This window comes from Cupriavidus lacunae, assembly GCF_003353055.1.
In the GTDB taxonomy this organism is placed as follows: domain Bacteria; phylum Pseudomonadota; class Gammaproteobacteria; order Burkholderiales; family Burkholderiaceae; genus Cupriavidus; species Cupriavidus lacunae.
This window is the reverse complement of sequence record NZ_QKWJ01000012.1, coordinates 50,339-76,791: the sequence shown is the minus strand read 5'-3', so window position 1 is coordinate 76,791 and position 26,453 is coordinate 50,339. Positions and strand designations below refer to the sequence as shown.

Genomic DNA, 26,453 nt, shown 5'->3' with positions numbered 1-26,453 from the left:
CGATCAGGCCGTCCTGGATTCGCCGAGGTTCAGGTCACGCACCATCTGGTCGCGCATCACGAACTTCTGCACCTTGCCGGTCACGGTCAGGGGCATCTCGTCGACAAAGCGGATGTAGCGCGGGATCTTGTAGTGGGCGATCTGGTCGCGGCAAAACGCGCGGATCTCGTCCTCGGTGGCACTTTCGCCCGGCTTGAGCACGATCCACGCGCACACCTCCTCGCCATACTTCGGGTCGGGCACGCCGAACACCTGCACGGCCTGGACCTTGGGGTGGCGGAACAGGAATTCCTCGATCTCGCGCGGGTAGATGTTCTCGCCGCCGCGGATCAGCATATCCTTCACGCGGCCGACGATATTGCAGTAGCCCTCGTCGTCGATGGTGGCGAGGTCGCCCGTGTGCATCCAGCCGTCGCGGATGGATTCGGCGGTGCGGGCCTCGTCATCCCAGTAACCCAGCATCACCGAATAGCCGCGCGTGCACAGTTCGCCCTTCTCACCTACCGGCACCGTGGCGCCGGTTGCATCGACGATCCTGACTTCCAGGTGAGGCTGGATCCGGCCGACCGTGGCGGTGCGCTTGTCGAGCGGGTCGGTGGTGCTGCTCTGGAACGAGACCGGGCTGGTCTCGGTCATGCCGTAGGCGATCGTCACCTCGGACATGTGCATCTGCGCGACCACGCGCTTCATGGTCTCGATCGGGCACGGCGAGCCGGCCATGATGCCGGTGCGCAGGGAAGAGAAGTCATAGTCGGCAAAGCGCGGGTGGTCGAGCTGCGCGATAAACATCGTCGGCACGCCGTGCAGCGCGGTGCAGCGCTCTTCGCTGACGGCTTTCATGGTGGCTTCCGGATCGAAGGCCTCGCCGGGGAATACCATCGCCGCGCCGGTCGAGACGCAGGCCAGCACCGACAGCACCATGCCAAAGCAGTGGTAGAACGGCACCGGGATGCACAGCTTGTCCTGCTCGGAGAAGCGCATCGCCATGGCGATGTAGCGCGCGTTGTTGACGATATTGCGATGCGTCAGCGTGGCGCCCTTGGGCGCGCCGGTGGTGCCGCTGGTGAACTGCACGTTGATCGGATCATGGCAGTCGAGTTGGGCCGTGATGGCGTCGAGCGCCGCGCGCGCCACGCCGGTGCCGCGTGCCACCACATCCGCATAGCGGATCATGCCGGGCGTCTCGTCGTCGCCCATCCGGATCACCCAGCGCAGCGACGGCAGGCGTGCTGCCTGCAACGCGCCCGGCTCGCTGGTCGCCAGTTCCGGCGCCAGCGCCTGCAGCATCTCCAGGTAGCGCGAAGTCTTGAAGGCCTCGGCCGCCACAATGGCTTTGACGCCGACCTTGTTCAGCGCGTACTCAAGCTCGGCCAGCCGGTAGGCCGGGTTGATGTTGACCAGCACCAGCCCCAGCCGCGCGGTGGCGAACTGCGTCACCAGCCACTCCACCCGGTTGGGCGCCCAGATGCCGACGCGATCTCCCCTGGCAAGCCCCAGCGCATGCAGGCCCGATGCCAGCGCGTCGATCGCCTCGGCGAACTCCCGCCAGTTCCAGCGCACGCCCTGCTCGCGAAAGACCACGGCTTCGCGCTCCGGGAAGGCGGCCACAGTCTGCGCCAGAAACGCCGGCACGGTCTGCTCGGACAGCGGGATGCTGGTGTCGCCTCGCACATGCGACAGGCCGTCTATCGGCAGAATGGTGTGAAGCGGGTCTCCCTGCATCTTCATACTTGTCTCCAAAGCTCGTCGTGTTTCGCGTTCGATGTTTCTTGAGCTTAGCTCAATTTCTCGAATACCGCTGGATTCCAAATCAGATCTGGGGTTTACCCCCAAACACCGCGCTGACTCTGCCAGACCTACGACTCACTCTATTGGCACCTCAGCTGATTGATGGAAAGGTATACGGCGGCCGAGGAAAATTCAACAGGTATTTGAGTATTACTCAACTCCGCATCAAAAGGAGTACCATGTGAGCACATTGAGCGCGCACGCAGCCTCGGCAGCCGACCCCCCCCGGCGCCGCGGCCAATCGGGCGCGGCCTATAATTCCGCGTTTCCGCTAGCTGGGCTCAGACACATGGAAGAGATCACCACCCCTCGCCGCGTACCGGCCGGCGCCAAGGCGGAACAGCGCATCCGGGATATCCTGCGCGTCAGCCGCGAGGTGTTCGCCGAACTGGGCTACGAAAGAGCCACGACCACCGAGATTGCCCAACGCCTGGGCGTGTCCGAGGCAACGGTCTTCACGTACTTCCATGGCAAGCGCGCGCTTTGCGTGCGGGTGATCGAGGATTGGTACGACGAGATCATCGACACCTTCGAGCAGGGCATGCCTCGCGGCCAGAGCGCCAGGGCGCAACTGGCGTTCTATGTGAAGACGCACCTGCAGTTGTTCCTGATCCAGGGGACCGGCCTTTGCGCCCTGGTGCTGTCGGAAGGCCGGGCCAAGGGGCCAGACCTGGGCGAGGTGTTCGTGCCGCTGCAACGCCGCTATACGGCCCCGCTGATGGACCTGCTGGCGCGCGGAAGGGAAAACGGCGAGATTCGCGACGACCTGCCGCTGAGCCTGATGCGCTCGGCCATTCTCGGGCCGATGGAGCATATCCTCTGGGATGCGATCGCACGCGAGCGGGAAGTCGATATCGACAAGACCGCCAGCGACATGGTGGCCTTGCTGTGGCCCGCATTGCTGCCGGTGAATGTCGAGGCGGAAAAGCTGCGGGCCTTCTATGGAGAAGTCGGCGCGGCGCTGAGGAAGGTCGAAGGCGCCTGACCGCCCGGCCATCCTGGGCGGCGGGCGCAAACCCATGTACCGGAGATTGCGACATGGCCATCCAGCTCAACCACACCATCGTCTTCTCTCATGACAAGAAGGCATCCGCGGACTTCTTCTGCGAAGTCCTCGGACGCCCCCCGGCCGAGCCTTTCGGGCCGTTTCTCGGGGTACGGCTCGACAACGATGTCACCCTGGACTTCATGGACGCCGAAGGCGATGTGGCCCTGCAGCACTATGCCTTCCTGGTCAGCGACGCCGAATTCGACCAGGGCTTTGCCCGCATCCGCGCGCGCAACCTGACGTACTGGGCCGACCCCTACCGCCGCCGCCCCGGCGAGGTCAATACGGACGATGGCGGCCGCAGGATCTACTTCGAGGATCCAAGCAAGCACTTCCTGGAAATTTTCACGAAGGGCTAGCGCCGCTGTGGGGCTTTGACGAGACACGGGCACCCGACCACACCCGCTCGATGCTTTTCAGCGTTTACTGCGCTTGGTTGATGCGGTTGCACCCCATAGAATGAAGTTGCGCCTTGGAACGCGGCTTTGGTTTCTGCCGCATCAAAGGAGGATGTCATGGAACTTCATATGCAATCGCATCGCTACACGCACCGGTGGCCGGACTGGCGTGCGGCGGCGCTGGCGGGCCTCGTCGCCGGGCTGGTATTCCTGGTGTTAGACCTGCTGGCGGCCATGTTGATGGGGGCCAGTGTCTGGAAGACGCTGACCATGATCGGCGCCATCCTGCTCGGCCCGGATGTGCTGGCGCAACCTGCCACCTTCCAGGTGAGCGTGCTGCTGGCAGCCGTGGTGGTCCACTTCGCGCTCTCTGTCGTGTTCGCGCTGATCCTGGCGACGATCATGGCACCCTTCCATTTCGATTCGAGCGTCGGCATGGCCTCGGTGGTGGGGGCGCTTTTCGGCCTGGGCTTGTTGCTGGTGAACTTTTACGGCATGACCGCCGTCTTCCCATGGTTTGCCGAAGCGCGAGGCTGGGTGACCGCCATTGCCCACATCGTGTTCGGCCTGGTTGCGGCCGACTCGTACCTGAAACTGGAGCGGCACGCTGATGTGCCTGCCGGCGCATAGGAAGCAGGAGCCCGGCAGCGAACAGCGGCACGGTGCCTGATCCATGCAGACCGCTGCCTATCCCTACCAGCCCGTGCGTGAGCGGGGCACGCTGACGTGCTTCCTGCTGGCCTTGCTCATGCACCTGCTGCTGGGCGTCCTGCTCTATTACGGCGTGCGCTGGCACAGCGCGGCGCCGGAGGGTGTCGCGGCCGAGTTGTGGGAACCCATCCCCGAAGCCGCAACCCCGGAGCCGGCAATCAGGCCAGCGCCAAAGCCGGTCGAAGAGGAAGAGGCCGATATCTCGCTGCAGGAAAAGCAGCGCAAGGCCGAGCTTGCCGCACGCGAGCAAGCGCAGGCGCGGCAGCGCGAGAGCCAGGCGCGCGCCGAAGCCGCCCGCAAGGAGGATGCGCAACGCAAGGCAATGGAAGCACAGCGCCAGGCCAGCAACGCCCAGCGCCAGAGCGAACTGGCACGGTTGCGGGCGCAGGCGGGCGGCACAAGCGCCGCGGCCAACGCCGGGACCGGCTCCGGCGCCTCCGCAAAGGCTTCATCCGGCTATGCCGAGCGCGTGCGGCAGCGGGTCAAGCCGAACATCATCTTCAACGAAGACGTCCCCGGCAATCCGCCGGCGGTGGTGGCCGTGAGCATGGCGCCGGACGGCTCGCTGCTGTCCACCCGCCTTGCCAAGTCAAGCGGCAATGCCGGCTGGGACAACGCCGTGCTGCGCGCGGTGCAGCGATCCGACCCGCTGCCCCGCGACACCAACGGCGTCGCCCCTTCCAATATCCTCATTACCTTCTGGCCCAAGGACCAGGGCGGCTAGCAGGGCCGGCGCTTCCCGCGCCATGGCCGGCATCGGCCCCTTCGCCTCGTTTCCGGCACGATTTGAGCATTCCATTCTACGAATCGATATTTTTTAGGAATGCCATTACAATTCCGGCCAACCAGGAAGGAAAATTTGCATGCATGTGCTCCAGGCCCGCCAATATCATAAATAAACAAAAACAAGCCGACGGAGCCCGCCATGCAAACCGCACCCCCCCTCACTGCCGCGCGTTCGGCCAATACGCCTCCCCTGGCGCTGCCGGCCGCACCGCTGGACCAGCTGGCGCTGGACCTCGCAGCCATTTTCGCCAACAGCGCGCGCATGGTGGGCAGCCACATTGCTTCACACCTGCCAGACACCGACACCCTGCTTGCCGCCTTGCCGCCGGGCGCCCTGCAAGGCTCGCCGGATACCTATACCCGCCACCTGGTCTATGGCGATCCGCTGGAACGCTTCTCGGCGATGGTGTTGGTCTGGCGCCCCGGGCAGGCGAGCCCCGTGCACGGCCATCGCACCTGGTGCGCCTACCGCGTGCTGCGCGGCACGATGACCGAGCAGCACTACCAGTGGGATGCCGCCAGCCGGCACGCGCGCCATACCAATACCGTCGAGCGCGCGGCCGGCGATACCTTCAGCGTGCCGGGCGGGCTGCAGCACATCCATGCACTGGGCAATGCCAGCGACGATATCGCCGTGTCCCTGCATCTCTATGGCGTCAGCCGCGACCATATTGCTACCGGCGTGAACCTGCTGGTGCCCACCGCCGACGTCTAGCCGCCGCGCGCAGCGCTGCGGGCGGGCGTCGCCCCACCCTCACCTGACCGCTACGTGCCATGGACCGCTACGACAAACAGATCCTTGCCATCCTGCAGGAAGACGCCACCGTGCCGGTGGCGGAAATCGGGGAACGGGTCGGGCTGAGCTCGACGCCATGCTGGCGCCGCATCCAGAAGCTGGAAGAGGCCGGCCTGATCCGCAAGCGCGTGGCGCTGCTCGACGCCGGCAAGCTCAATGCCGGCGTCACCGTCTTTGTGTCGGTCCGGACCAGCCAGCACAACGTGAACTGGCTCAAGCAGTTCCACGGCCTGGTATCGTCGATCCCGGAAGTGACAGAGTTCTATCGCATGGCCGGCGACACGGATTACCTGCTGCGCGTGGTGGTGCCCGATATCGCCGCCTACGACCGTGTCTACAAGAAACTGATCCAGGGGGCGGAACTGGCCGACGTCAGCTCCAGTTTTGCCATGGAGCAGATCAAATACACCACGGCCCTGCCGCTCGACTATGCCTGAGGCGGCACTTGCGCTGCATCCGGGGTTGGGGGCCGGCCCATCGCGACTAGCAATTTCCGCCATTTCGGGGCTTTTTTCGCCTCAAAAACACGAATTCCGACCTCCCAGGCCTGTTCGTCACCCCGAAATCACCACCATTCGACCTGCTGCGACGCACCAATGGCTGTAGAATACACGGCCCCTATTCAAACGGTCGCGGCGTCCGGTTTTGTCCCTCGCCCCACCGAGACCCCCCGCGAGCCTTGACAGCAGGTCCGATAACGCACGCCATCGTGCGCACTGCCGTCGACACGCGATGCACGAAGGAAACAGTTGTAGATGACAAGCGGCGCACAACGAACGGCAGCCAAAACACGAGTAGCAGCAAGCAAGGACCTTGGCCAGACAAACACGGCGTCTACGGCGCAGCCTGGTTCCGCGGCCGAGGCCACGGAGCGCAGTCAGCAGCTGCGCGCCCTGATCCAGCTGGGCAGGCAGCGTGGCTACCTGACCCACGCGGACATCAGCGACCACCTGCCGGACAACTTCACGGACACGGCGGCGATGGAAGGCATCGTCAGCACGTTCGCCGAGATGGGCGTGAAGATCTACGAGCAGACGCCGGACGCCGAGACGCTCCTGCTGAGCGATGGCCCGGTAGTCGCCTCGGACGAGCAGGCCGAGGAAGAAGCCGAGGTGGCACTGGCCACCGTGGACTCCGAGTTCGGCCGGACCACCGACCCGGTGCGCATGTACATGCGCGAGATGAGCTCGGCAACGCTGCTCACGCGCAAGCAGGAAGTCGAGATTGCCAAGCGGATCGAGGACGGCCTGAACAATATGGTGCATGCCATCTCGGCCTGCCCGTTCACCGTCGCCGCCATTCTCGAGCTGTCGGCCAAGGTCGCCAGCAATGAAATCAGCATCGACGACGTGGTCGACGGCCTGAGCGACGAGAGCATTGCCGAGCCCGTCGCGGCGGCGGCCACCGACGAGACCGACGACACCATCGACGGCGCCGACGAGACCGATGACGACGCCGACGACGCCGCGGATGAAGGCAGCAGCCAGCAGAGCGCCGAAGCCGATCTGGCCAGGCTGCGCGACGAATGCATGAAGCGCTTTGCGCGCGTCGCCGAGCAGTTCGAGCGCATGCGCCAGGAGAGCGAAGCAAACGGCACGGCGTCGGCAGGCTTCCTGTCTGCGCGGGATGCGGTGCGCGAGGAACTGCGCACGATCCGCTTTACCGCGCGAACCATCGAGCGCCTGTGCGCCAACGTCCAGGCGATGGTCGACGAGGTCCGCGTGGTCGAGCGCCAGGTTGTCCAGCTGCTGGTCGAGCGGTGCGGGATGGAGCGTGAGGATGTCATTGCGCGCTTCCCCGGCAATGAAACCAACCTCGCCTGGGGCCAGGATCTGGTCGCCGAATCGCGCCCGTACAGCGCGGCGGTCGCGCGCGCGCTGCCGGACCTCGAGGCGCATCAGCAAAAGCTGATCGACATCCAGGCCCGGGCGGCCCTGTCGCTGCCCGAGCTGAAGACCGTCAACCGCAAGATGCTGGCCGCCGAACGGCAGATGCGCCAGGCCAAGCATGAAATGACGCAGGCCAACCTGCGCCTGGTGATCTCGATTGCCAAGAAGTACACCAACCGCGGGATGCAGTTCCTGGACCTGATCCAGGAGGGCAACATCGGCCTGATGAAGGCGGTCGACAAGTTCGAGTATCGCCGCGGCTGGAAATTCTCTACCTACGCAACGTGGTGGGTCCGCCAGGCCGTCACGCGCGCGATCGCCGACCAGGCCCGCACCATCCGGGTGCCGGTGCACATGATCGAGCAGATCAACAAGCTCAATCGCCTGTCGCGCGAGATCATGCAGCAGACCGGCAAGGAGCCCGATCCGGCGGTGCTGGCCGAGCGCCTGGACATGACCGAGGACAAGGTCCGCTCGATCATGAAGATCGCAAAGGAGCCGGTCTCGATGGAAACCCCGGTCGGCGAGGATGGCGACACCAGCTTGGGCGACATGATCGCCGACTCGGACACGGCCACGCCGGCCGACGCCGCGTTGCAGGCGGGCCTGCGTGCGGTCGTGCGCGAGATGCTCGATGAGCTCTCGCCCCGCGAAGCCAAGGTGCTGCGCATGCGTTTTGGCATCGACATGTCCACCGACTACACGCTGGAAGAAGTCGGCAAGCAGTTCGATGTCACGCGCGAGCGGATTCGCCAGATTGAAAGCAAGGCAATGAAGAAGCTGCGGCATCCCAGCCGCGCGGATCAGCTGATCACCTACCTGCGTGACGCCTGATGCTTGCCGGCAATCGCAGATTGGCCGACTGACACAGAGCAGACAGGAGCGTTTGGATGACTGACTCGAACCTATCTTTCTTCGGCAGGGTCTCGCTTGCCCTGGGCACCTTCTTCGCCATCCTTGGCAACCGCGAACTCGCAGCCAGCGTCAAGCGGCTGCGGGACGGTGAGGGATTCGCCCCGGCGCCGGTATCCGCACCTGCACCTGCACCTGCACCTGCACCCGCCCCGGTGGCGGAAGCTGCCGCACCCATGCTGAAAGAAGCCAGCCCGGTGGCAGCGCTTCAGTTGCTGGGCTTGCTCCAGCGCGACGCACGCTTTGTCGACTTCGTCGAGGAAGACGTCGCGCGCTATTCCGACGCGGATATCGGCGCCGCCGCCCGCCTGGTGCACGATGGCTGCCGCGCGGTGCTGCGCGAGCATTTCACCATCCGGCCGGTGCGCGAGGAAGCCGAGGGCAGCCGCGTGACGCTGGCCGACGGCTTCGACGCCAGCGCCATCCGCCTGACCGGGAATGTGGTCGGCAGCGCGCCGTTCCACGGCAGCATCAGCCACCGCGGCTGGAAGGTCGCGGAGGTACGCCTGCCGCGCGTGGCCGAGCGCCATGACGCCACGGTGATCGCCCCCGCCGAGGTGGAGCTATGAGCGAAGCACGCTATGCCATCGGCATCGACCTGGGCACCACGCACAGCGCCGTTTCCTACGTCGACCTAGCCGCCAGCGATGGCGAAAAGACCAGCCAGGCGGTGCTGCCCATCACGCAACTGACCGCGCCGGGGGCCATCGAAGACCTCGACCTGCTGCCCTCCTTCCTGTACCTGCCGCACGCCAGCGAACTCGCCCCGGGCGACCTGCGGCTGCCGTGGAACGCCGAGCGCGACTTCGCCGTGGGCGAGCTGGCGCGCAGCCGCGGCGCGGCCACGCCGATCCGCCTGGTGTCGAGCGCCAAGAGCTGGCTGTGTCATCCCGGCGTCGACCGCCGCTCGCCGATCCTGCCCAACGACGCGCCGCCCGAGGTGCCGCGCGTCTCGCCGCTCGAGGCTTCGGTGCGTTACCTGACGCACCTGCGTGAGGCCTGGGACCAGGCCCACCCCGAAGCGCCATTCGGCGAGCAGGACGTCACCGTGACGATTCCCGCATCGTTCGACCCGGCCGCGCGCGAACTGACGGCCGAGGCGGCCGCCGCGGCCGGCTATGCCCGCATGACCCTGCTCGAGGAACCCCAGGCAGCGCTCTATAGCTGGATCCAGAAGAGCGGCGGCCAATGGCGCAAGCAGGTAAAGGTCGGCGACATCATCCTCGTCGTTGACGTCGGCGGCGGCACCACCGACCTGTCGCTGATCGCCGTGATCGAGCGCGACGGCAACCTTGAACTGCATCGCATTGCGGTCGGCGACCATATCCTGCTTGGCGGCGACAACATGGACCTGGCGCTGGCCCACGTGGTGGCGCGCAAGCTGGCCGCCCAGGGCACGCAGGCCGACCCGTGGCAACTGCGCGCGCTGACCTATGCCTGCCGCGCGGCCAAGGAAACGCTGCTGACCGACCCGACCACGGATACCGTGCCGCTGGTCGTGCCCAGCCGCGGCTCCAAGCTGATCGGCGGCTCGATCCGCACGGACCTGACCCGCGCCGAGCTGACCCAGACCATCCTGGAAGGGTTCTTCCCGCAAGTCGAGGCCTCGGCCCGCCCGGTGAGCCGGGCCCGCGTCGGCCTGACGCAGTTGGGCCTGCCCTATGCGCAGGATGCCGCCGTCACGCGGCACCTGGCCGCGTTCCTGGGCCGCCAGGTGGCGGCGCTGGCCGAAGTCGAAGGCATGCAGAGCGCACAGCCGGAAGGCGCGACCTTCCTGCACCCGACCGCCGTCCTGTTCAATGGCGGCGTGTTCAAGTCAGGCCTGCTAGCAGAGCGCATCCTGCAGACACTCAACGGCTGGCTGGCCGCGGAAAGCGCGACCCCGGCCCGACTGCTTGACGGCGCGGAGCTGGACCTGGCCGTGGCACGCGGCGCCGCTTACTACGGCTACGTGCGGCGCGGCAAGGGGGTGCGGATTCGTGGCGGCACCGCGCGCGCTTACTATATCGCCGTGGAATCGTCGATGCCCGCCGTGCCTGGCTTCGAACCGCCGATCCAGGCCCTGTGCGTGGCGCCGTTCGGCATGGAAGAAGGCACCGACGCCGAACTGCCGCCGCAGGAATTCGGCCTGGTGGTGGGCGAACCCGTGCACTTCCGCTTCTTTGGCTCGTCGGTGCGCCGCCAGGACCAGGTCGGCACCCTGCTGGATTTCTGGGGGCCGGAGGAATTGCAGGAGCTGGAAGAAATCCAGGCAACCCTGCCCGCCGAAGGCCGCACCGCGGGTGAAGTGGTACCGGTCAGGCTGCATGCGCGGGTGACCGAGACCGGCACCCTGGAACTCGAAGCCGTGCCCCGAGCCAGCGGCGAGCGCTGGAAGGTCGAGTTCGATGTGCGCGGCAGCGCCGATGCCTGAGCAAACGGGCGGGCCGACGACCAGGCAATACGTCGTCGGCATCGACCTTGGCACCAGCAATACGGTCGTCGCCTATGCGAAGGCCGGATCCGACGACATCCGCGTCTTCGATATCGACCAGCTGGTCAGCCCGGGCGAGGTCGCGGCCCGCCCCCTGCTGCCCTCGGTGCGCTACCACGCGGCGCCGGGCGAGCTCAGCGGCGATGACCTGCAGCTGCCCTGGCAATCCGCCGCCAGCGCGGCCGCGCGGCGGACCGTGTTCGGCCGCCTGGCCGCGACGCTCGGCGCGCAGGTGCCCGGGCGTCTCGTGGCCAGCGCAAAGAGCTGGCTGTCGCATGCGTCGGTCGACCGCACCGCGCCCATCCTGCCATGGGGCGGGGACGACGACCTCGACAAGATCTCGCCGGTGGTCGCCAGCGCGAGCTACCTTGGCTATGTGTGCGCGGCATGGAACCACCGTTTTCCCGATGCCCGGCTCGAAAACCAGGACGTGGTCCTCACCGTGCCCGCCTCGTTCGACGAAGGCGCGCGTGCGCTGACGCTGGAGGCCGCACGCCTGGCCGGGCTGCCCGCCCTGCGCCTGCTCGAAGAACCGCAGGCCGCGCTCTACGACTGGCTGTTCCACCATCGCCAGACCCTGGACAAGGACCTGGCGCAAACCCGCCTGGTGCTGATCTGCGACGTAGGCGGCGGTACCACCGACCTCACCCTGATCCGCGTAGAGATGCAGGACGGCCAGCCGCAGCTGACCCGCATCGGCGTGGGCAACCACCTGATGCTCGGCGGCGACAACATGGATCTGGGCCTGGCGCATCTGGTCGAAGCACGCCTCGGGTCCGGCGCGCAGGCGCAGGCACGCCTGTCGGCGGCCAGCCTGTCGCAGCTGGTCGCGCGCTGCCGCGCCGCCAAGGAACAACTGCTGAGCGCGCAGGCACCGGACTCGGTCATGGTGACCCTGCTGGGCGCGGGCTCAAAACTGATCGGCGGCGCACGGTCGGTGGAAGTGACGCGGCAGGAAGTCGAGCAGCTTGTCGTCGACGGCTTCTTCCCCAGGGTGCCTGCCAGCGAAAGGCCCGGCCGCGCGCGCGGCGCCATCATCGAGTTCGGCCTGCCGTATGCATCCGACCCGGCCGTGACCCGGCACGTTGCCGCCTTCCTGGGGCAGCACGCCGCGCAGTCGCGGGCGGCACTGGATGCGCCACCCGCGCAGGATGACGCGCTGCCGGTGCCAGACACCCTGCTGCTCAACGGCGGCGTGTTCCGCGCGCAAGCCCTGGCCGGCCGCATCGCCGATACGCTGGGCAGCTGGCGCGGCGCGCCGCTGCATGTCCTGCACAACGCCGATCCCGACATTGCCGTGGCACGCGGCGCGGTCGCGTATGCGCGGGCGCGTGCCGGCCAGGCGCCGCGCATCGGTGGCGGCTCGCCGCGCAGCTATTTCCTGATGCTCGACGATGGCGCGTCGGGGCCGCAAGGGATCTGCCTGCTGCCACGGGGCACCGAAGAAGGCCATGAGATCCATCTCAGCGACCGCACCTTTGCCTTGCGGCTTGGGCATCCGGTGCAGTTCCACCTGGTTTCCTCCGTCGCCGATACGGCCTACCAGCCGGGCCAGCTGACCGACCTGTCGACGGGCGACTTCGTCCGCCTGCCGCCGATCGCCACCGTGGTGCAGCCGCGCGGCGCCAGCGGCCCGCGGGAAACGCCCGTACAGATCACCACCTCGCTGACTGAGGTCGGTACGCTCGAAGTCCACTGCATCAATATTGCCGATGCCTCGCAGCGATGGCGCCTTGAATTCCAGCTGCGCGGCAACGAGGCCCCGGTGGCGGCGCCCGCGGCGGACACGGCGCACCCGTCCCTGCCCCAGGCCCTGGAAGCGATAGACCGCACCTTCGGCGCCCGCTCGCAGGAGGTCGGCCCCAAGGAAGTCAAGCGGCTGCGGGCGCAGCTGGAGCAGCTGCTGGGCGCGCGCGAGCAGTGGGACAGCGCCCTGCTGCGCGAGCTCTTCGGCGCCTTCTGGGAGCGCGCCCGGCGGCGGCGGCGCACTGCCGACCATGAGCGCCTGTGGCTGAACCTGGCCGGCTACTGCGTGCGCCCGGGGTTCGGCTATCCGCTCGACGAATGGCGCGTGGAACAGCTCTGGTCGCAGTACGACCAGGGCATCCAGTACGTCAACGAAAGCCAGAACTGGTCGGAGTGGTGGACGCTGTGGCGGCGCGCGGCAGGCGGCCTGGACGAGAGCGCCCAGCTGCGCCTGCTGGAAGACATGGCCTTCTACCTGCAGCCTCCCGGCAGCGCCCGCTACAAGAAGCCCGCCGGTCCCACCCGGGGCGGCTATGCCGATATGGTGCGCCTGGCCGGCTCCCTGGAGCGCATTCCCACCGACGCCAAGATCGAACTGGCCGAGTGGCTGCTGACCCGCCTGCGCAAGCCATCGGAAAACAACCAGGGCTGGTGGGCCGTGGGCCGCATCGGCGCGCGCCGGCCGTTCTACGGCAGCGCGCACAGCGTCGTGCCGGCCGAGACCGCCGCGCGCTGGGTGGACACCATCCTTGCGCTCGACTGGAAAAAGGTCGAGCCGGCTGCGTTCGCCGCGGTGCAGATCGCGCGCATGACCGGCGACCGCACCCGGGACCTGCCCGACGAGACCCGGGTCAGCGTCGTCCGCCGGCTGGAAGCCGCCAACGCGCCGCAAAGCTGGATTGCCATGGTGCGCGAGGTCGTGGAACTCAATGCCGCCGACGAAGGACGGGTATTTGGCGAGGCGCTGCCCGCCGGCCTCAAGCTGATCGCGGGCTGACAGGCAGATCGGGACTGGCGACGGCGGCGATCTGGCCGCGAACAGGTTGGCAAGCGCCTTGTCTGTCACTTGCCTGCACCAGCCAGACCGATGACCTACGATGACGGTAGGCTCCTTGCCTGTCCCACCCGTGAAGCTGTCAGCACTCCTCCCATCCATCGCCATCGCCGCCACGGCCTGGCTCTGCCCGGCCGCTGCAGACGACGCCCTGGCACCCCAACGCGCCGACATGGTCAGGGAGATTGCCACGGTCGCCGCGGGTGCCGCAGCCCAGAGCGGCAGGCATGCCATCGACCCGCGCGTCATGGCCGTGATGGGGCAAGTGCCTCGCCACGAGTTCGTGCCCGATGCGCAAAAGCCGCACGCGTATGAAAACCGGCCGTTGCCCATCGGCCATGGCCAGACTATTTCGCAGCCGTATATCGTCGCCCTGATGACTGACCTGATGATGGTCAAGCCTGGCGACACCGTGCTGGAGATCGGCACCGGCTCCGGCTACCAGGCCGCGGTGCTGGCCGGGCTGGCGCGCGCGGTATACACCATCGAGATCATCGAGCCGCTGGGACGCGAGGCCTGCGAGCGCCTGAAGCGGCTGGCCTACCGGCAGGTGGCGTGCAAGGTCGACGACGGCTACTACGGCTGGGACGAGCACGCGCCCTATGACGCCATCGTCGTCACCGCCGCGGCCAGCCACGTGCCGCCGCCGCTGATCCGGCAACTGAAGCCTGGCGGCCGGATGGTGATCCCGGTGGGCGCCCAGTTCCTGACGCAATACCTGCTACTGGTGGAAAAGTCCGCGGATGGCACCGTTTCCACCAGGCAGATCCTGCCGGTCAGGTTCGTGCCGCTGGTCGGCAAGCACTGAGGCGCGGCATCTCAGCCGGCCCGCTGACGCCATGCCACGCCCGCCGCTGTTCGCCCTGGCGCTGCTCTCCGCCGCGGCGCTCGGGTATGAGATCCTGCTGATGCGGCTGTTCTCCATCATCCAGTGGCATCACTTCGCCTACATGATGATCAGCGTGGCACTGCTGGGCTACGGCGCGGCGGGGGCGCTGGTGGCACTGGCGCGGCAAACGCTGATCCGCCATTTCGTGCCGGTCTTTGCCGGCGGCGCGCTGCTCTTCGGCCTCGGCGCGATGGCCTGCTTCGCGCTCGCCCAGCAGGTCACGTTCAATCCGCTGGAAATCCTGTGGGACCCATCGCAGCCGCTGCGCCTGGTGCTGATCTACCTGCTGCTGTTCGTGCCGTTCCTATGCGCCGCCACCAGTATCTGCCTATGCTTTTCCCGCTTCCACGCACAGGTTCCCCGCATCTACAGCTTCGATATCCTTGGCGCCGGGCTGGGTTGCCTGGGCATCATCGTGGCGCTGTTCGTGCTGGACCCGGTCGATGCCCTGCGGCTGGTCGGCACGGCAGGCATGTCGGCGGCGGCCCTGGCCTGCGTTGAGTGCGGCTGGCACCGGCCCTGGCTGCCGGCGCTGCTGCTGCTGTCGGCGGCGATCGTGCCGGCCGCGGTGCCAGGCAACTGGATTGCGCTGCGGCCGTCCGAGTACAAGGAGCTGAGCCAGGCCATGCGCATCGGCGGCGCGCGCGTGGTGGCGCAGCGCTCGAGTCCCCTCGGCCTGGTCACGGTGGTCGAGAGTCCCACGATCCCGTTGCGGCACGCGCCCGGGCTAAGCCTCAATGCCACACAGGAGCCGCCACCGCAACTGGCCGTGTTTACCGATGGCGACGGGCTCAGTGCGCTCAACCACTATGACGGCCGACGCGAACCGCTTGCCTACCTTGGCGACCTCACCTCTGCCCTGCCTTACCACTTGCTGCAAGGTCCAAACGTGCTGGTGCTGGGCAGCGGAGCCGGGGCGGACGTGTTGCAAGCGGTTTACCACGGGGCCAGCGCGATCGATGCGGTGGAGCTGAATCCGCAGGTGATCGACCTGGTTCAGGGCCGCTTCGCCGCGTTTTCCGGCAAGCCCTACAGCGCGGCCGGCGTGCGTGCCTTTGCCGGCGAGGCACGCGGCTTCCTGGCGGCCAGCACAAAACACTACGACCTTATCCAGGTAGCCCTGCTGGATTCCTTCAGCACGTCGTCGGCGGGACTGTATGCGCTATCGGAGAGTTATCTCTATACCGTGGAAGCCTTCCAGGGCTACCTGCGCCATCTTCGGCCCGGCGGCCTGCTTGCGATCACGCGCTGGGTCACGCTGCCGCCGCGCGACATACCGAAACTGTTCGCCACCGCCGTGGCGGCGATGGAAGGCGCCGGCGTAGCCGATCCGTCGCGGCGGCTGGCGCTGGTCCGCGGCTGGAAGACGGCCACGCTGGTCGTCAAGAACGGCGAATTCAGTGCCGCGGACCTGGCTGCCCTGCTCGAGTTCTGCCGCGCGCGCTCGTTCGACGTCGAATACCATCCCGGCATCCAGCCCGGCCAGGCGAATCGCTACAACGTGCTGGATCAACCCTACTTCTATGACGCCGCGCAGGCCCTGCTCGGCCCCGGGCGCGACGGCTTCCTGTCCCGCTACAAGTTCGACGTGCGCCCCGCCACCGATGACAGGCCCTACTTCTTCCATTTCTTCAAATGGCGCACGCTGCCAGAGCTGCTGTCGCTGAAGGCGCAGGGCGGGCTGCCCTTGCTGGAATGGGGCTATCCGGTGCTGGTGGCCACGCTGCTGCAGGCCACCGCCGCGGCAGGCTTGCTGATCGGGATCCCGCTCTGGATCCTGCGGCGCCGCGCCGGGCCGCAGCCCGGCGGCGATGGCATGGCGGTGCGGCGCTTGCCCGAATGGCGGGCCGGCATCTACTTCCTGGCGGTCGGGCTCGGCTTCATGTTCGTGGAGATCGCCTTTATCCAGAAATTCATCCTGTTCCTGAGCCACCCGCTCTATGCGGTCGCGGTGGTGCTGTGCGCCTTCCTGTGCTTTGCGGGACTGGGAAGCCGATATGCCCCGCGCATGCCCGCGCGCGCTGGCCAAGACCGCGGCAGGCGCCAGGCGGCGCTGGCCGTCAGCGGCATCTGCGCGGCCTCGCTGATCTACCTGGTGGCGCTGCCGGCGGTCTTCAGGCTGCTGATCGCGTTGCCGGATCCGGCCAGGATCGGCGTCTCCGTACTGCTGATCGCGCCGCTGGCGTTCCTGATGGGGATGCCGTTCCCGCTTGGCCTGGCGCGGGTCGCGGCCCGCGATGAATCGCTGGTGCCCTGGGCATGGGGCATCAACGCCTGCGCCTCGGTGGTTGCGGCAGTCCTTGCCACGCTGGTCGCGATCCAGGCCGGGTTCACCGTGGTGGTGCTGGTGGCGCTGCTGCTGTACGCCGCCGCTGCGCTGGCGTGCCCGTGAGCCGGGGTTGGGAGCCGCTCTAGCTTACGTCGGCTGGATTTGGCATGCGTGGCACGAAGCGGTTGCGGTCGATCTCACCACCCCGCGCAACCAGGATGGTCCCCTCGGGAATCTCCTCCCACACTCCCTGCACGTCGATCAGCGGCTCCGACAGGACCAGGAAGGCATCGTCGCCGGCGGCGGCGATGCGCGGGTCGTCCGGGTAAAGCGCGCGCAGCTGCCGGAACGAGGTGCTGTGGAACAGCGAACGCGAGTTGGCCTCGCTCGAATAGCGCACCGCCACGATCTGCTGGCCATCGGTCACGCAGACCGTCATGTTGAGCGGAAACTGGACGTCGTAGCGGTGGCCGACGTCCTCGATCAGCCCGGCCATCTGCTCGAGCGAGCCGAGCGGGTCGCGCTCGAGGCCGAAGGTCAGGGCCAGGAAGAACATCACCTCGGAATCGGTCGAGCCCTCGATCCAGCGAAACAGATGAGGCGCCACCGCCATCATCAGGTCGCGCCGCACCAGCGGGTATTCGCGGATCAGGCCGTTGTGGACGAACAGCCAGCGGCCGAAGCGGAACGGATGGCAGTTGGTCTCCTGCGTCGGCGTGCCGGTGGCCGCGCGCACGTGGGCCACGAACAGCGGCGCCCGCACCGCCCGTGCCGTCTCGCGCAGGTTGGTATCGCTCCAGGCCGGGTGCAGGCAGCGGTAGCGGAACGGCACCTCCGAGTGACGACCGTACCAACCGACGCCGAAGCCATCGCCATTGGTAGTGGTATGACCCAGCCGCGAATTCAGGCTCTGGTCGATCAGCGAATGTTCCGGCTGGAACAGCACCGTCTCCAGCGCAACGGATTTGCCCGAATAAGCCAGCCAGCGGCACATGATGCTCCTCCTTTGACCCTTGCAAGCGCGGCCCGGTGCCTTCCGGCCCACTCTCCAGTTGTAGGACGGCCAGGCGCGAACGGCAAAGTGCATGGCAGGGGATGACGCGCCGTGCGAGGAGAGCGGCGGCAAAAAGGGCGATTCGGCCCGGCAACTGCGATCAGCGCGGGGGAGCATGGAGACGTGTCGCCACGCCAAATGATAAAAATGCCTCATCAGGCATATTCAGGCACGAATGTCCGGCATCGGCCCGCAAAATCAATGGGGCGTGCCATCACCGGTCGGCGCCGATGCTACATGGAAAGCACTAGGTAGAGCGCCCCCAGCACGACAAGCCCTGCGCCAAGCATCAGGTAGTAGCGGGCACCATGCAGTGGCAACTCCGGGTGACCACGCTGGTGGAAGATAAGTCTCATGGGAGATAGAGGCCTCTGAGTCAGTACTTCATGGTAGACCGCTACGCGAAATGTCACAGCTTTGCCTTGACGACTTGCCATTCACGTCATTGAATGAATGTTCGCGCGAGAAACGGAAGATTGCCCAGGAATCCAGCCCCAGCCAGCCTACCCGGGAGACAGCCATGCTAACGCCTCATGAAGTGGCCACACTCATGTTGATCGACGAAGCAACGCCCAACATCAAGGACCTGGACCGTGCGGCTGTGCATGCGCTCATCGAGCAAGACCTGGTTGAGCTGGAAGACTATGATCCCGGACATTGGCGTCCCAGCATTACGACCCGAGGCAGCAGCATTCTCAGCGCCATTGCCAGGGGGCGTTGACTCCTTGACTCAGCGCCGCTTCCCAGGCGCATTCACCCTGCATGACATTCACCCCTTGCCTGAAGGCCACTAGCCTTGTCAGGATCCACCATGAGGCCAGACAAGGAGCGCTGCGAGGCGTACCGGCAATTTGAAAGAATCCATGCCGCCTTCCGCGCCGGCGACATTGACGCCCTGCGAGCCGCGGTGGACGACCCGGCCTGCATTCCCAACGGGCCCATGCCGCCAGGGATTGGCGCCTGCCTGGAATACGCGATCTACCATAGCCCGCTGCCCTTTGTCCGTACCCTGCTCGAAGCCGGCGCCGATCCCCGGCCGGCGGATCACGCGGGCTTTCCGCCGCTGATTGCCGCGCTGTCATGCACGCTCGCCCCGCCCGGCGGCAGCGCGCGATCGGACGTGGCCGAGCTGATCCGGCTGCTGCTGGATTTCGGCGCCGATCCCGCGCAGCGCGGCGTTAACGACTACACCGCGCTGCATATGGCGGTGAGCATGCGCAATCTGCCCGCGGTGGCGCTGTTGCTTGCGGCGGGGGCGGATGCGGCTTGCCGGACGCGCATCGACGACTGCGAGACCCCGCGCGAGATGGCCGAAGCCATGGGACTGTCCGATATTGCGCGGCTGCTCGCCGCGCATGGCGGCCAGCGCCAGGACACTAAGTGAACTTGTGCGCCAGCGAAATGATGATCGGCCCCAGCACCGGCAGCAGCACGTTGGCAATCGCATAAGTGATCGTGTAGCCAAGCAACGGCACCGAACTCTGGCTGGCCGCGAGGATGGCGCTGATCGCCGGGGTGCTCACGTGCTGCCCGGCGATCGCGCCGACCAGCAGCGGGCCTTCGATCTTGAGAAACTTGTGCCCGATCCACAGGGACAGGCGCGCCGGTCCCAGGGACACAGCCAGCCCGATCAGCGGCAGCACGGCCCCGTGCTCACGGATCAGCGAGATCGCATCCGGTCCGGCGGACAGGCCGACGCAGGCGACAAACACCGCCAGGCCGAGATCCTTCAGGATCTGGACGGCCGACCTCGGGAAGGTGCCAAGCGACGGCCTTCTCGAATTGATCCACCCGAACACCAGCCCGCTAAGCAGCGCCCCGCCGCCGCTGCCGCGCGAGATATTCATGCCGCCAAGGTGCAGCGTGAGCGTGCCCACCAGCAAGCCCGCCAGGATGCCCACGCACAGGAAGACCAGATCGGTGACCTCCGTTGCCTTCGCTTCCACGCCGATGCCCGCGATGGCTTCGGACAGCGACGGCTCCAGGCCGACAATGGTCACCACATCGCCATGCTGCAGCGGCGTGGAACGCGTGATCGGCAGCGACATGCCCGAGCGCCGCACCTGCAGGATCCAGACTTCGCTCAGGCGGCGCGCGCCGGCCAGCCGGGACAATTCGTCAATGGTCTTGCCGTTGACCCTGGGCTTGTTCACGATCACCTGCTTCTCGAACAGCTGGATGGCATCCGTGTGGGTATCGGGCAGCAGCACTTCCGGCCCGATCAGGGAGGCAGCCTTCAGCAGGTTGCTGCGGATGCCCACCATGGCGAGGATATCGCCGGCCTGCACGGTGTCGTCGTCGCCCAGGTCGATGGCGGCGCCGGCCCGCAGTGCCTTGACGACGGAGGCCCGGCCGCCCACCTGGTGCTGGAGTTCGCCTACCGTCATGCCGGCGGCCTGGTGCACGGAGTACGCGCGCCCGATCAGGCGCGGCGGCGCGGGTTGGGTGGCAACGTCGTCGTCGGACGCGGCATCCATCTTCGCCGCGACTTCCCTGGCGGCCTTGCGCAGGTCGATGCCGAGCAGGGCCGGGGCGATCTGGCTGGTGAAGAACACAATGCTGATCAGGCCGACCAGGTAAGTCAGCGTATAGGCCGTGGCGATATTGGCCTCGTAGCGGCTCACGGTGGCGGCGTCCAGGCCCAGGTGCTTCAACGCTTCGGCGGCGGTGCCGACCACCGCGGATTCCGTCGCCGCCCCGGCGGCCAGGCCGGCGGCGGTGCCGGGATCGAAGCCAAGATACGCGGCCGCGCCGATCGCGATGGCCAGCACGACGAAGGCCTCCACGACAGGCAAGGCCATAAAGCGCAGGCTTGAGCGATTCAGGTTGGCAAAGAACTGCGGCCCGCCGGAATAGCCCATGGCGAAGATAAACAAGGCAAAGGCCATGTCCTTGAGTTCGCCATGCATCTGGCAACCGGTCTGCCCCATGAACAGCGCGACGATCAGCGTGCCGCACACGCCCCCCAGCTGGATCGGACCGACGCGCGCCTTGCCGACGAAGTAGCCAAGGCCCACGGTGATGAACAGCACCATCAGCGGGTTGGCGGCAAACAGGTCAACGGAACATTTCATGGGGCGAATAATTTGTTTGCGGGGAGCGGATTGTCAGTGGCCGATCAGGGATTGAGCGCAGGCAGCGCCGGCACGGCCTGCCGGTGCGGGTGCGCTGGTGCCGTTCGGGCGTACCGCTGCAGGGCCTGCGCCAGCGCTTTGCCATCCCAGGCGGTCTGGGCGGGCATCGCACCATAGAGGTGGCGTTGCAGGCCAGTCACGGCATCGGCCAGCCCGGCATCGCCAACGGCCTGAGCCCACGCCGCAGGCGTGGTGCCGTGGGCGACGCGGGTCCAGGCGCCCAGCGCCTGGCAGGCCTGCAGCGTTGCCGCCAGCCGCGCGTCGGCACCCTCGGCCCGGGCGCGCCGGCGTTCGGCCCGCCGTTGCCGCAGCCGCGCCAGCAGCGGCCTCAGCCGCCAACACAACAGCCCGGCTGCCAGCACGGCCAGCAGCGCCCCCGCCCCCCACAGCAAAGACCGCCATGGCAGGCCGCCCTCGCCCGGCAGCGCGCCGGCCGATCGTCCGCCCGGCGCCAGCGCACCGGCCGTGCGCGCGGCAGCCACCACGACCTTGACCGCGGGTGCTTCGGACCTGGCCGGCTTGCGCGTGGCCGGGTCGACCCAGTCCACTGTCACCGCGGGCAGCGTGTAGGTGCCGGTCCGTTCGAAGACATAGGTGATGGTGTCCACGCGCGTGCCGCCCGGTCCCGGAGCGGCCTGGGCATGATCAGACAGACGCGGATCGGCGTTGAACACGCGCACGCCGCGCGGCCCCGCGGCCCCGCGGCGTGCGGAGGATGGATCATCATCGCCTGGGTCTGCGGCGCAAAGGTGGTGACGGTGCGCACCAGCGCATCGCCCACGTGCAGCCGTACCGCGCCATCGTCGGCGGCATGGTCCAGCGCCTGCGTCACGGTGAGCCGTGCCACCGGCAGCAATGGCCGCCCCACGGTGCCGCCCGGTGTCACCGTGCCGCCGGCGCCGGCCCGGATCGGTGTGGCGGGCAAGGTGACGCGGCCTTCGCGTGGCGCGCCGTCATCGCCTGCATAGGTAAAGCGGATGGTCGCTTGCGGCAGCCGGAAATCGCCATCCTGCTCGGCGGTGAAGGCGTAAGTCTTGCGAATACCCGCGTAGGCAACGCCGTCGATGGTTTCGGTTGAATTCAGCGCGCGCTCGTCGGGCATGGTGACGATGGCGCCCGGCACCTGCAGCACCGGGAACGCTGGCGCCGAAAGGAAGAAGTTGGGCGCCAGGATGGTGACTTCGATGCTGACCTGCTGGCCCACCAGCACCGGCTGCTTAGCGCCCACTTCCACGCGCACGATGGGCCCGGCGGCGGCACGCGCCAGCAAGGGCAGCAGTAACGCCGCCATCAGCACAACCAGCGGCGCAAGGTGCCGCCGCCACGCGCGACACCACACGGCGCGGCCGCTCATCGCTGCCCCTGCTGCGGCGAGGCCTGCCCGCGCTGCAGCGCGAACTTGCGCTGCAGCAGGTCGGTCGGCGTGGTCTGGATCGCGCGCATCCACATCTCGGCGTCCTGCGTCAGGCCGGTATGCATGGACTGGCCGCCCTGCTCCGGCGGCTTCGCGGCGTCGTACTTGATCTCGTCCGGGGGCACGTCGGGAGGCTCTTCCTGGTCGTCGGGATTCTGCTTGTCCTTTGGCTTCTGCTGCGCCAGCAGCTTTTCCATCAGCGCCAGGTTGGCCGTGGCGGCCGGCCATTGCGGCTGACGCCTGAGCGCCTGGTGGTAGCCCGCGGCAGCCTTCTGGTACTGGCCCTGGCGTGCCAGCGCATTGCCCTGGTTGTAGTCAGCCTGCGGCGAATCGACCAGGGCAAAGCTCTGCACCGCCTGCGCATACTGGCCAGCGCGATACTGGGCGATGCCGCGCCACATCGCATCGTCGAACAGCGTTGCGGCGCGCGCAAAGTCGCCCTGCCCAAAGGCGCGGCGGCCTTGCTGGTCATGGGTCAGCCAGAGGTCCGCAAAACGCCACGGCCGCGCTGCATCGGCCTGCTGCGCGCGCAAGCCCGGCTGCGGCGCGGCGAGCGCAAGCGCCAGCAGCAGGCCGGCGGTCCAGCGCACGGTCCAGCCCTTGCGGAACCACAGCATGGCCAGCAGCGTGATCGGCAGCACCAGCCACCAGCCTTCATCCTTCCAGCGCGTGCGGTCGCCGGCCTGCATCTGTTCCAGATGCGACTGCACATGGCGCTGTACCCACGCCACGTCGTCGCTGCCGGGCGTGAAGGTGGCGACCGGTACGCCGCTGTCGTCGCCGAAGCGCCTGAACGCCGCCACATCCAGCCGCGCGAATACGCGTGCCCCGTCCTGCTCGACAAAGCCGCCCTCGGCACCCTCGACATGACGCAGCGGCCCGCCCTGCTCCGTGCCGATGGCCAGCACCACCGGCTGGCTGCGGCCGCTGTCCGCCTGCGCGCGGAAAGCCCTGGCGGCGGCGGGGTCGACGCCGTCGGCCAGGAACAGGATAGTGCCGGGCACCGGCTCATGCGCCAGGTCGGCGTCGATGGTGCGCAATGCCTGCGCCATGTCGCGCCCGGGCACCGGCATGATGCGAGTCTGCAGCGCATCGACAAAGGTCTGCAGCAGGTTGGTGTCGTCCGTCAGCGGCAGCACCAGGTGGGTCGAGCCGGCATAGGCATAGATGGCCGTGCGGCCGCCGTCGCGGCGCGCCAGCAGCGCCTTGATCTTGAGCTTGGCGCGCTCCAGCCGCGTCGGCGTGACGTCCACCGCGTCCATGGTGCGCGACAGGTCCACGGCAATCGCCAGCGGCGCCTTGTCATCGAGGAACGGCGGGCGCTCCTGCCGCCAGCTTGGCCCCGCCAGCGCAATGGCGCCAAGCGCCAGCAGCAACGCGGTCAGGTGCACCGGGCGCAATGCGACGCGGCGGCGTTCGCCGATCATGAGCGCATCGAGCAGGTGCGGCGCAATGGTCTGCCGCCAGCGCCGCCGCACGTCGCCGCGGCGCTGCACCGCCCATACCAGCAGCGCGGCCGGCACCAGCACCAGCAGCCACCACGGGCGCAGGAAATGGAAGTGAATCAGCGCATCGAGCAGCGTCTGCATCAACGCCCCTCCCCGCTGGCATGCGCCATATCGTCGGCCCCTTCAGCCGAATGGCGCGGGCGCGACAACCACGCCGAGTAGCCGAACATCAGCAACTGGTACACCAGCACCAGCGCCAGCGCTGCGCCCAGCGGCCACATGAACAACTCGCGCCGCGGCCGCCATGACAGCGTCTTCTCGTTATGCGGCGTGATCTTGTCCAGCGTCGCGTAGATGGTCTTCAGCCCGGCCTGGTCGGCGCCGAAGAAGTAGCGCCCGCCGGTCTGCGTGGCCAGCCGCTGCAGCACGCCGAGATCGACCTTCTCCTCGCCCGACGCATTGGGATCGCCGATGCCGATGGTATGCACCACTACCTTGCGCTCCTTGGCGATACCCCCGGCGCGCTCAGGCGGCATCCGGCTCGCGGTGTCATTGCCGTCGGTCAGCACGATCAGCACCTTCTCCGACGCTTCGCTGTGTTCGAACATCTTGATGCCGAGCCCGATGGCGTCGCCCAGCGCCGTGCTCGGCCCGGCCATGCCCGGCAGCAGGCCGGTGATCAGCGTCTGCACCAGCTGGTGGTCCAGCGTGAACGGCGCCAGCGGATACGGCGCATCGCCGAATACGATCAGGCCGATGCGGTCGCCGGGACGCTTGGCCACGAAGCCGCTCACCACCTGCCGCACCGCCTGCACGCGCGCGATCAGCACGCCGGACGGATCACGGAAATCGCGCGTGTCCATTGACTGCGACAAATCCAGCACGATCAGCAGGTCGCGCGCCGGCTGCACCTTCTGGATCGGCGCTTCCAGGAACTGCGGCCGCGCCAGCGCCGTCACCACCAGCACCCACGCCAGCGGCGCCAGCACCCATTGCAGCCGGTTGCGTCGCGGCACCACGGCACCCGTGGCCGGGATCAGGCCGGCGGCACTGGCCACCTCGCCAAAGAACGGCAAGCGCACCGACGGGCTTTCCTCGCGGTACGGCGGCAGCCACCACCACAGCAGCAACGGCAGCGGCAGCAGGACGAAGAGCCAGGGGTATTCAAACTGGTACATGGTGCTCCGCAATCCAGCGCCGGCATGCGCCGGCCACGGCCTGTACCTGGCTCTCGGGCCATTGCGCCAGCACCGCGTCGTCGCGGCCGTCATCCATGAAGTCCAGCTTGGGATCGCGCACCAGCACCGGCTTGCCGCCGCGCACTTGGTAGCGCACGGCCTGCGAGGAGCCGATCACCTGCTCGGGCGGAACGCCGTAGATGGCCTGGCTCCATGGCCGCATGAACTCGATGGTGCTGCCGGAGACGATGTAGGTCTTGAAGCCGTTGGCGCGCAGGTAGGACAGCAATTCCAGCCGCGTAAATATGAGGGTGAGGTAGTACTTCACCGTTTGATTTCCCCGTAGCAGGCACGGGCAGGCATGCGCCTCCGGTCGGCATTCCGGCAAAGCGCCAGGCCGGCCTTGCATTTCACGTTCCATGACTATGTCAAAGACCATCGCAAACCGGCTGGCCATTGCTGCGCCCCTCCTCGTTGCCTGCTCGGGCGCTCACGCGACCGAAGGCGCCCTGGGGCGCCCCGTGACCGGCACCAGTGTGCTTCCCAATGTGGGGATTGTGTCGCCTGAACCGACGCTTATCGTGAACGTCGGCGAGGTCTACCTCGATGGCTCGATCGGCGGCAGCCGCAGTGTGCCCATCGCGGGCAAGGCATCCGCCGGGGTGGACGGCAAGGTGGCGTTCACGCTGGCAACCGTGATGAAGGTCTGGGACACCGGCCCCGGCGCCTGGAACTTTGCCTCCAGCTTCACGCTGCCCTATGTCTGGACCAAGGTCACGGCCAACGTCAGCGCCGGCGGTCGCGTCAGCAGCACGCAGGACACCGCGTCGAACCTGTTCGACATTACCTTCGCGCCGATTATCGCGGGCTACCATTTCTCAAAGACCGAGCACGTGGCCCTGAGCCTGAACGTGTGGGCGCCGACCGGCAAGTACGATCCCAACGCCCTGGCCAACCCCAGCCTGAACAACTGGACCTTTATTCCGCAGGTGGCCTACACCAAGCTGTTTCCCGAGCACGGGCTTGAGTTCGATGCCGTGGCCGGGATCCAGTTCTACACCGGCAACAACGCCACCGATTACCAGAACGCGCCGCTGTTCACGCTCGACACCATGCCCTCAAGCGCTTTTCCAACGGCGCCGGCCTCGGGCTGATCGCGGGCACGACGCAGCAGCTCGGCGATGACAGCGGCCCGCTGGCCGACCGCCTGAACGGCTTCCGTGGCCATGACTGGGCGGTGGGCCCGATCGTCACCTATGACACCAAGATCGGCGCCAAGAGCCTGCTGTCGCTTGGCCTGCGTTGGGTGCCTACCGTATCCAGCAAGAACCGCCTGAAGAGCACGAACACGTTCATGGGGACGGCGACCGTCGTGTTCTGAGTCCTGCAAGTTCCCAGGCGGCAAGGCAGAATGCGTCCCACGCTCCCCATCGGGCGAGTTAAAGTACGCACCCAATAGTGCCTGC

At 67.3% G+C, this 26,453-nt stretch carries 22 protein-coding genes and 2 pseudogenes; 15 read left to right on the top strand and 9 right to left on the bottom strand.

Annotated features, from left to right (window positions below):
• Nucleotides 1-3 precede the first annotated feature (3 nt).
• Entirely contained in the window at nucleotides 4-1,728 is a 1,725-nt protein-coding gene (locus DN412_RS12665) for an AMP-binding protein (RefSeq protein ID WP_425267411.1), read from the bottom strand.
• A 349-nt stretch (nucleotides 1,729-2,077) separates the two neighbouring features.
• Between DN412_RS12665 and DN412_RS12660 the strand changes: the two genes are divergently transcribed.
• The 12 genes from DN412_RS12660 (at nucleotide 2,078) to DN412_RS12605 (ending at nucleotide 16,882) form a co-directional block, all read left to right on the top strand.
• On the top strand, nucleotides 2,078-2,773 hold the full coding sequence (locus tag DN412_RS12660; RefSeq protein WP_115015841.1) for a TetR/AcrR family transcriptional regulator: 696 nt from the start codon (nucleotides 2,078-2,080) through the stop codon (nucleotides 2,771-2,773).
• A 53-nt stretch (nucleotides 2,774-2,826) separates the two neighbouring features.
• Nucleotides 2,827-3,195: a VOC family protein gene (locus DN412_RS12655; RefSeq protein WP_115015838.1), complete on the top strand. Its 369-nt coding sequence runs from the start codon at nucleotides 2,827-2,829 to the stop codon at nucleotides 3,193-3,195.
• A 156-nt stretch (nucleotides 3,196-3,351) separates the two neighbouring features.
• The gene (locus DN412_RS12650) at nucleotides 3,352-3,864 is read left to right on the top strand and encodes a hypothetical protein (protein WP_115015836.1); all 513 of its coding nucleotides are present in this window, start codon (nucleotides 3,352-3,354) and stop codon (nucleotides 3,862-3,864) included.
• Between the two features lie 43 nt (nucleotides 3,865-3,907).
• A complete protein-coding gene (gene tolA / locus DN412_RS12645) occupies nucleotides 3,908-4,669 on the top strand; it encodes a cell envelope integrity protein TolA (protein WP_115015832.1) in 762 nt (253 codons plus the stop codon).
• A gap of 201 nt (nucleotides 4,670-4,870) precedes the next feature.
• The gene (locus DN412_RS12640; RefSeq protein ID WP_115015828.1) at nucleotides 4,871-5,446 is read left to right on the top strand and encodes a cysteine dioxygenase family protein; all 576 of its coding nucleotides are present in this window, start codon (nucleotides 4,871-4,873) and stop codon (nucleotides 5,444-5,446) included.
• A gap of 59 nt (nucleotides 5,447-5,505) precedes the next feature.
• Nucleotides 5,506-5,964: an Lrp/AsnC family transcriptional regulator gene (locus DN412_RS12635; RefSeq protein ID WP_115015825.1), complete on the top strand. Its 459-nt coding sequence runs from the start codon at nucleotides 5,506-5,508 to the stop codon at nucleotides 5,962-5,964.
• A gap of 318 nt (nucleotides 5,965-6,282) precedes the next feature.
• On the top strand, nucleotides 6,283-8,250 hold the full coding sequence (gene rpoD, locus DN412_RS12630) for an RNA polymerase sigma factor RpoD (protein ID WP_115015821.1): 1,968 nt from the start codon (nucleotides 6,283-6,285) through the stop codon (nucleotides 8,248-8,250).
• A 56-nt stretch (nucleotides 8,251-8,306) separates the two neighbouring features.
• Nucleotides 8,307-8,897 (top strand): DUF2760 domain-containing protein, encoded by a 591-nt coding sequence (locus DN412_RS12625; RefSeq protein WP_115015818.1) that lies wholly within the window; start codon nucleotides 8,307-8,309, stop codon nucleotides 8,895-8,897.
• A complete protein-coding gene (locus tag DN412_RS12620; RefSeq protein WP_115015814.1) occupies nucleotides 8,894-10,741 on the top strand; it encodes an Hsp70 family protein in 1,848 nt (615 codons plus the stop codon). The genes DN412_RS12625 and DN412_RS12620 overlap by 4 nt, the downstream gene beginning before the upstream one ends.
• Nucleotides 10,716-13,544, top strand: coding sequence for an Hsp70 family protein (locus tag DN412_RS12615; protein ID WP_115015810.1), 2,829 nt, complete (start codon nucleotides 10,716-10,718; stop codon nucleotides 13,542-13,544). The genes DN412_RS12620 and DN412_RS12615 overlap by 26 nt, the downstream gene beginning before the upstream one ends.
• Nucleotides 13,545-13,644: 100 nt before the next feature.
• Entirely contained in the window at nucleotides 13,645-14,409 is a 765-nt protein-coding gene (locus tag DN412_RS12610) for a protein-L-isoaspartate(D-aspartate) O-methyltransferase (RefSeq protein ID WP_115015808.1), read from the top strand.
• Between the two features lie 31 nt (nucleotides 14,410-14,440).
• Nucleotides 14,441-16,882, top strand: a complete 2,442-nt coding sequence (locus tag DN412_RS12605; RefSeq protein WP_115015805.1) for a spermine/spermidine synthase domain-containing protein — start codon at nucleotides 14,441-14,443, stop codon at nucleotides 16,880-16,882.
• A gap of 19 nt (nucleotides 16,883-16,901) precedes the next feature.
• Here the strand turns inward: DN412_RS12605 and DN412_RS12600 are convergent, their stop codons facing one another.
• The gene (locus DN412_RS12600) at nucleotides 16,902-17,753 is read right to left on the bottom strand and encodes a class II glutamine amidotransferase (RefSeq protein ID WP_115015801.1); all 852 of its coding nucleotides are present in this window, start codon (nucleotides 17,751-17,753) and stop codon (nucleotides 16,902-16,904) included.
• 293 nt (nucleotides 17,754-18,046) lie between these two features.
• Nucleotides 18,047-18,169 (bottom strand): hypothetical protein, encoded by a 123-nt coding sequence (locus DN412_RS45475; protein WP_279635180.1) that lies wholly within the window; start codon nucleotides 18,167-18,169, stop codon nucleotides 18,047-18,049.
• Nucleotides 18,170-18,333: 164 nt separating this feature from the next.
• Between DN412_RS45475 and DN412_RS12595 the strand changes: the two genes are divergently transcribed.
• Entirely contained in the window at nucleotides 18,334-18,534 is a 201-nt protein-coding gene (locus DN412_RS12595; RefSeq protein WP_115015798.1) for a hypothetical protein, read from the top strand.
• 90 nt (nucleotides 18,535-18,624) lie between these two features.
• Complete coding sequence (locus DN412_RS12590; RefSeq protein WP_115015795.1) at nucleotides 18,625-19,197, top strand: ankyrin repeat domain-containing protein; 573 nt, start codon at nucleotides 18,625-18,627, stop codon at nucleotides 19,195-19,197.
• Here DN412_RS12590 and aspT read toward each other — a convergent pair.
• The 6 genes and pseudogenes from aspT to DN412_RS12565 all read right to left on the bottom strand — a co-directional run.
• The gene (gene aspT, locus DN412_RS12585) at nucleotides 19,190-20,887 is read right to left on the bottom strand and encodes an aspartate-alanine antiporter (RefSeq protein ID WP_115015792.1); all 1,698 of its coding nucleotides are present in this window, start codon (nucleotides 20,885-20,887) and stop codon (nucleotides 19,190-19,192) included. The genes DN412_RS12590 and aspT overlap by 8 nt on opposite strands.
• 44 nt (nucleotides 20,888-20,931) lie before the next feature.
• The gene (locus DN412_RS44515) at nucleotides 20,932-21,555 is read right to left on the bottom strand and encodes a BatD family protein (RefSeq protein ID WP_244222644.1); all 624 of its coding nucleotides are present in this window, start codon (nucleotides 21,553-21,555) and stop codon (nucleotides 20,932-20,934) included.
• Nucleotides 21,498-22,301 carry a BatD family protein gene (locus DN412_RS44510; protein ID WP_244222643.1) on the bottom strand — a complete coding sequence of 268 codons (804 nt, stop codon included), beginning with the start codon at nucleotides 22,299-22,301 and terminating at the stop codon, nucleotides 21,498-21,500. The genes DN412_RS44515 and DN412_RS44510 overlap by 58 nt, the downstream gene beginning before the upstream one ends.
• Nucleotides 22,298-23,950 (bottom strand): VWA domain-containing protein, encoded by a 1,653-nt coding sequence (locus tag DN412_RS12575; RefSeq protein WP_115015789.1) that lies wholly within the window; start codon nucleotides 23,948-23,950, stop codon nucleotides 22,298-22,300. Before DN412_RS12575 ends, DN412_RS44510 begins: the two co-directional genes overlap by 4 nt.
• Nucleotides 23,950-24,987, bottom strand: a complete 1,038-nt coding sequence (locus tag DN412_RS12570; protein WP_115015785.1) for a vWA domain-containing protein — start codon at nucleotides 24,985-24,987, stop codon at nucleotides 23,950-23,952. The genes DN412_RS12575 and DN412_RS12570 overlap by 1 nt, the downstream gene beginning before the upstream one ends.
• Before the next feature lie 85 nt (nucleotides 24,988-25,072).
• Nucleotides 25,073-25,285: pseudogene (locus DN412_RS12565) on the bottom strand (haloacid dehalogenase-like hydrolase); the annotation flags it as partial.
• Between the two features lie 127 nt (nucleotides 25,286-25,412).
• On the opposite strand from DN412_RS12565, the pseudogene DN412_RS12560 reads away from it, so the two are divergent.
• Nucleotides 25,413-26,368, top strand: a pseudogene (locus DN412_RS12560) (SphA family protein).
• The last annotated feature ends 85 nt before the right edge of the window (nucleotides 26,369-26,453 follow it).

What these genes read in the sequence shown, in the direction of transcription:
- DN412_RS12665 (WP_425267411.1), bottom strand. Translation starts at nt 1,728, where the DNA reads ATGAAGATGCAGGGAGACCCGCTTCACACCATTCTGCCGATAGACGGC.
- DN412_RS12660 (WP_115015841.1), top strand. Translation starts at nt 2,078, where the DNA reads ATGGAAGAGATCACCACCCCTCGCCGCGTACCGGCCGGCGCCAAGGCG.
- DN412_RS12655 (WP_115015838.1), top strand. Translation starts at nt 2,827, where the DNA reads ATGGCCATCCAGCTCAACCACACCATCGTCTTCTCTCATGACAAGAAG.
- DN412_RS12650 (WP_115015836.1), top strand. Translation starts at nt 3,352, where the DNA reads ATGGAACTTCATATGCAATCGCATCGCTACACGCACCGGTGGCCGGAC.
- tolA (WP_115015832.1), top strand. Translation starts at nt 3,908, where the DNA reads ATGCAGACCGCTGCCTATCCCTACCAGCCCGTGCGTGAGCGGGGCACG.
- DN412_RS12640 (WP_115015828.1), top strand. Translation starts at nt 4,871, where the DNA reads ATGCAAACCGCACCCCCCCTCACTGCCGCGCGTTCGGCCAATACGCCT.
- DN412_RS12635 (WP_115015825.1), top strand. Translation starts at nt 5,506, where the DNA reads ATGGACCGCTACGACAAACAGATCCTTGCCATCCTGCAGGAAGACGCC.
- rpoD (WP_115015821.1), top strand. Translation starts at nt 6,283, where the DNA reads ATGACAAGCGGCGCACAACGAACGGCAGCCAAAACACGAGTAGCAGCA.
- DN412_RS12625 (WP_115015818.1), top strand. Translation starts at nt 8,307, where the DNA reads ATGACTGACTCGAACCTATCTTTCTTCGGCAGGGTCTCGCTTGCCCTG.
- DN412_RS12620 (WP_115015814.1), top strand. Translation starts at nt 8,894, where the DNA reads ATGAGCGAAGCACGCTATGCCATCGGCATCGACCTGGGCACCACGCAC.
- DN412_RS12615 (WP_115015810.1), top strand. Translation starts at nt 10,716, where the DNA reads ATGTGCGCGGCAGCGCCGATGCCTGAGCAAACGGGCGGGCCGACGACC.
- DN412_RS12610 (WP_115015808.1), top strand. Translation starts at nt 13,645, where the DNA reads ATGACGGTAGGCTCCTTGCCTGTCCCACCCGTGAAGCTGTCAGCACTC.
- DN412_RS12605 (WP_115015805.1), top strand. Translation starts at nt 14,441, where the DNA reads ATGCCACGCCCGCCGCTGTTCGCCCTGGCGCTGCTCTCCGCCGCGGCG.
- DN412_RS12600 (WP_115015801.1), bottom strand. Translation starts at nt 17,753, where the DNA reads ATGTGCCGCTGGCTGGCTTATTCGGGCAAATCCGTTGCGCTGGAGACG.
- DN412_RS45475 (WP_279635180.1), bottom strand. Translation starts at nt 18,169, where the DNA reads ATGAGACTTATCTTCCACCAGCGTGGTCACCCGGAGTTGCCACTGCAT.
- DN412_RS12595 (WP_115015798.1), top strand. Translation starts at nt 18,334, where the DNA reads ATGCTAACGCCTCATGAAGTGGCCACACTCATGTTGATCGACGAAGCA.
- DN412_RS12590 (WP_115015795.1), top strand. Translation starts at nt 18,625, where the DNA reads ATGAGGCCAGACAAGGAGCGCTGCGAGGCGTACCGGCAATTTGAAAGA.
- aspT (WP_115015792.1), bottom strand. Translation starts at nt 20,887, where the DNA reads ATGAAATGTTCCGTTGACCTGTTTGCCGCCAACCCGCTGATGGTGCTG.
- DN412_RS44510 (WP_244222643.1), bottom strand. Translation starts at nt 22,301, where the DNA reads ATGAGCGGCCGCGCCGTGTGGTGTCGCGCGTGGCGGCGGCACCTTGCG.
- DN412_RS12575 (WP_115015789.1), bottom strand. Translation starts at nt 23,950, where the DNA reads ATGCAGACGCTGCTCGATGCGCTGATTCACTTCCATTTCCTGCGCCCG.
- DN412_RS12570 (WP_115015785.1), bottom strand. Translation starts at nt 24,987, where the DNA reads ATGTACCAGTTTGAATACCCCTGGCTCTTCGTCCTGCTGCCGCTGCCG.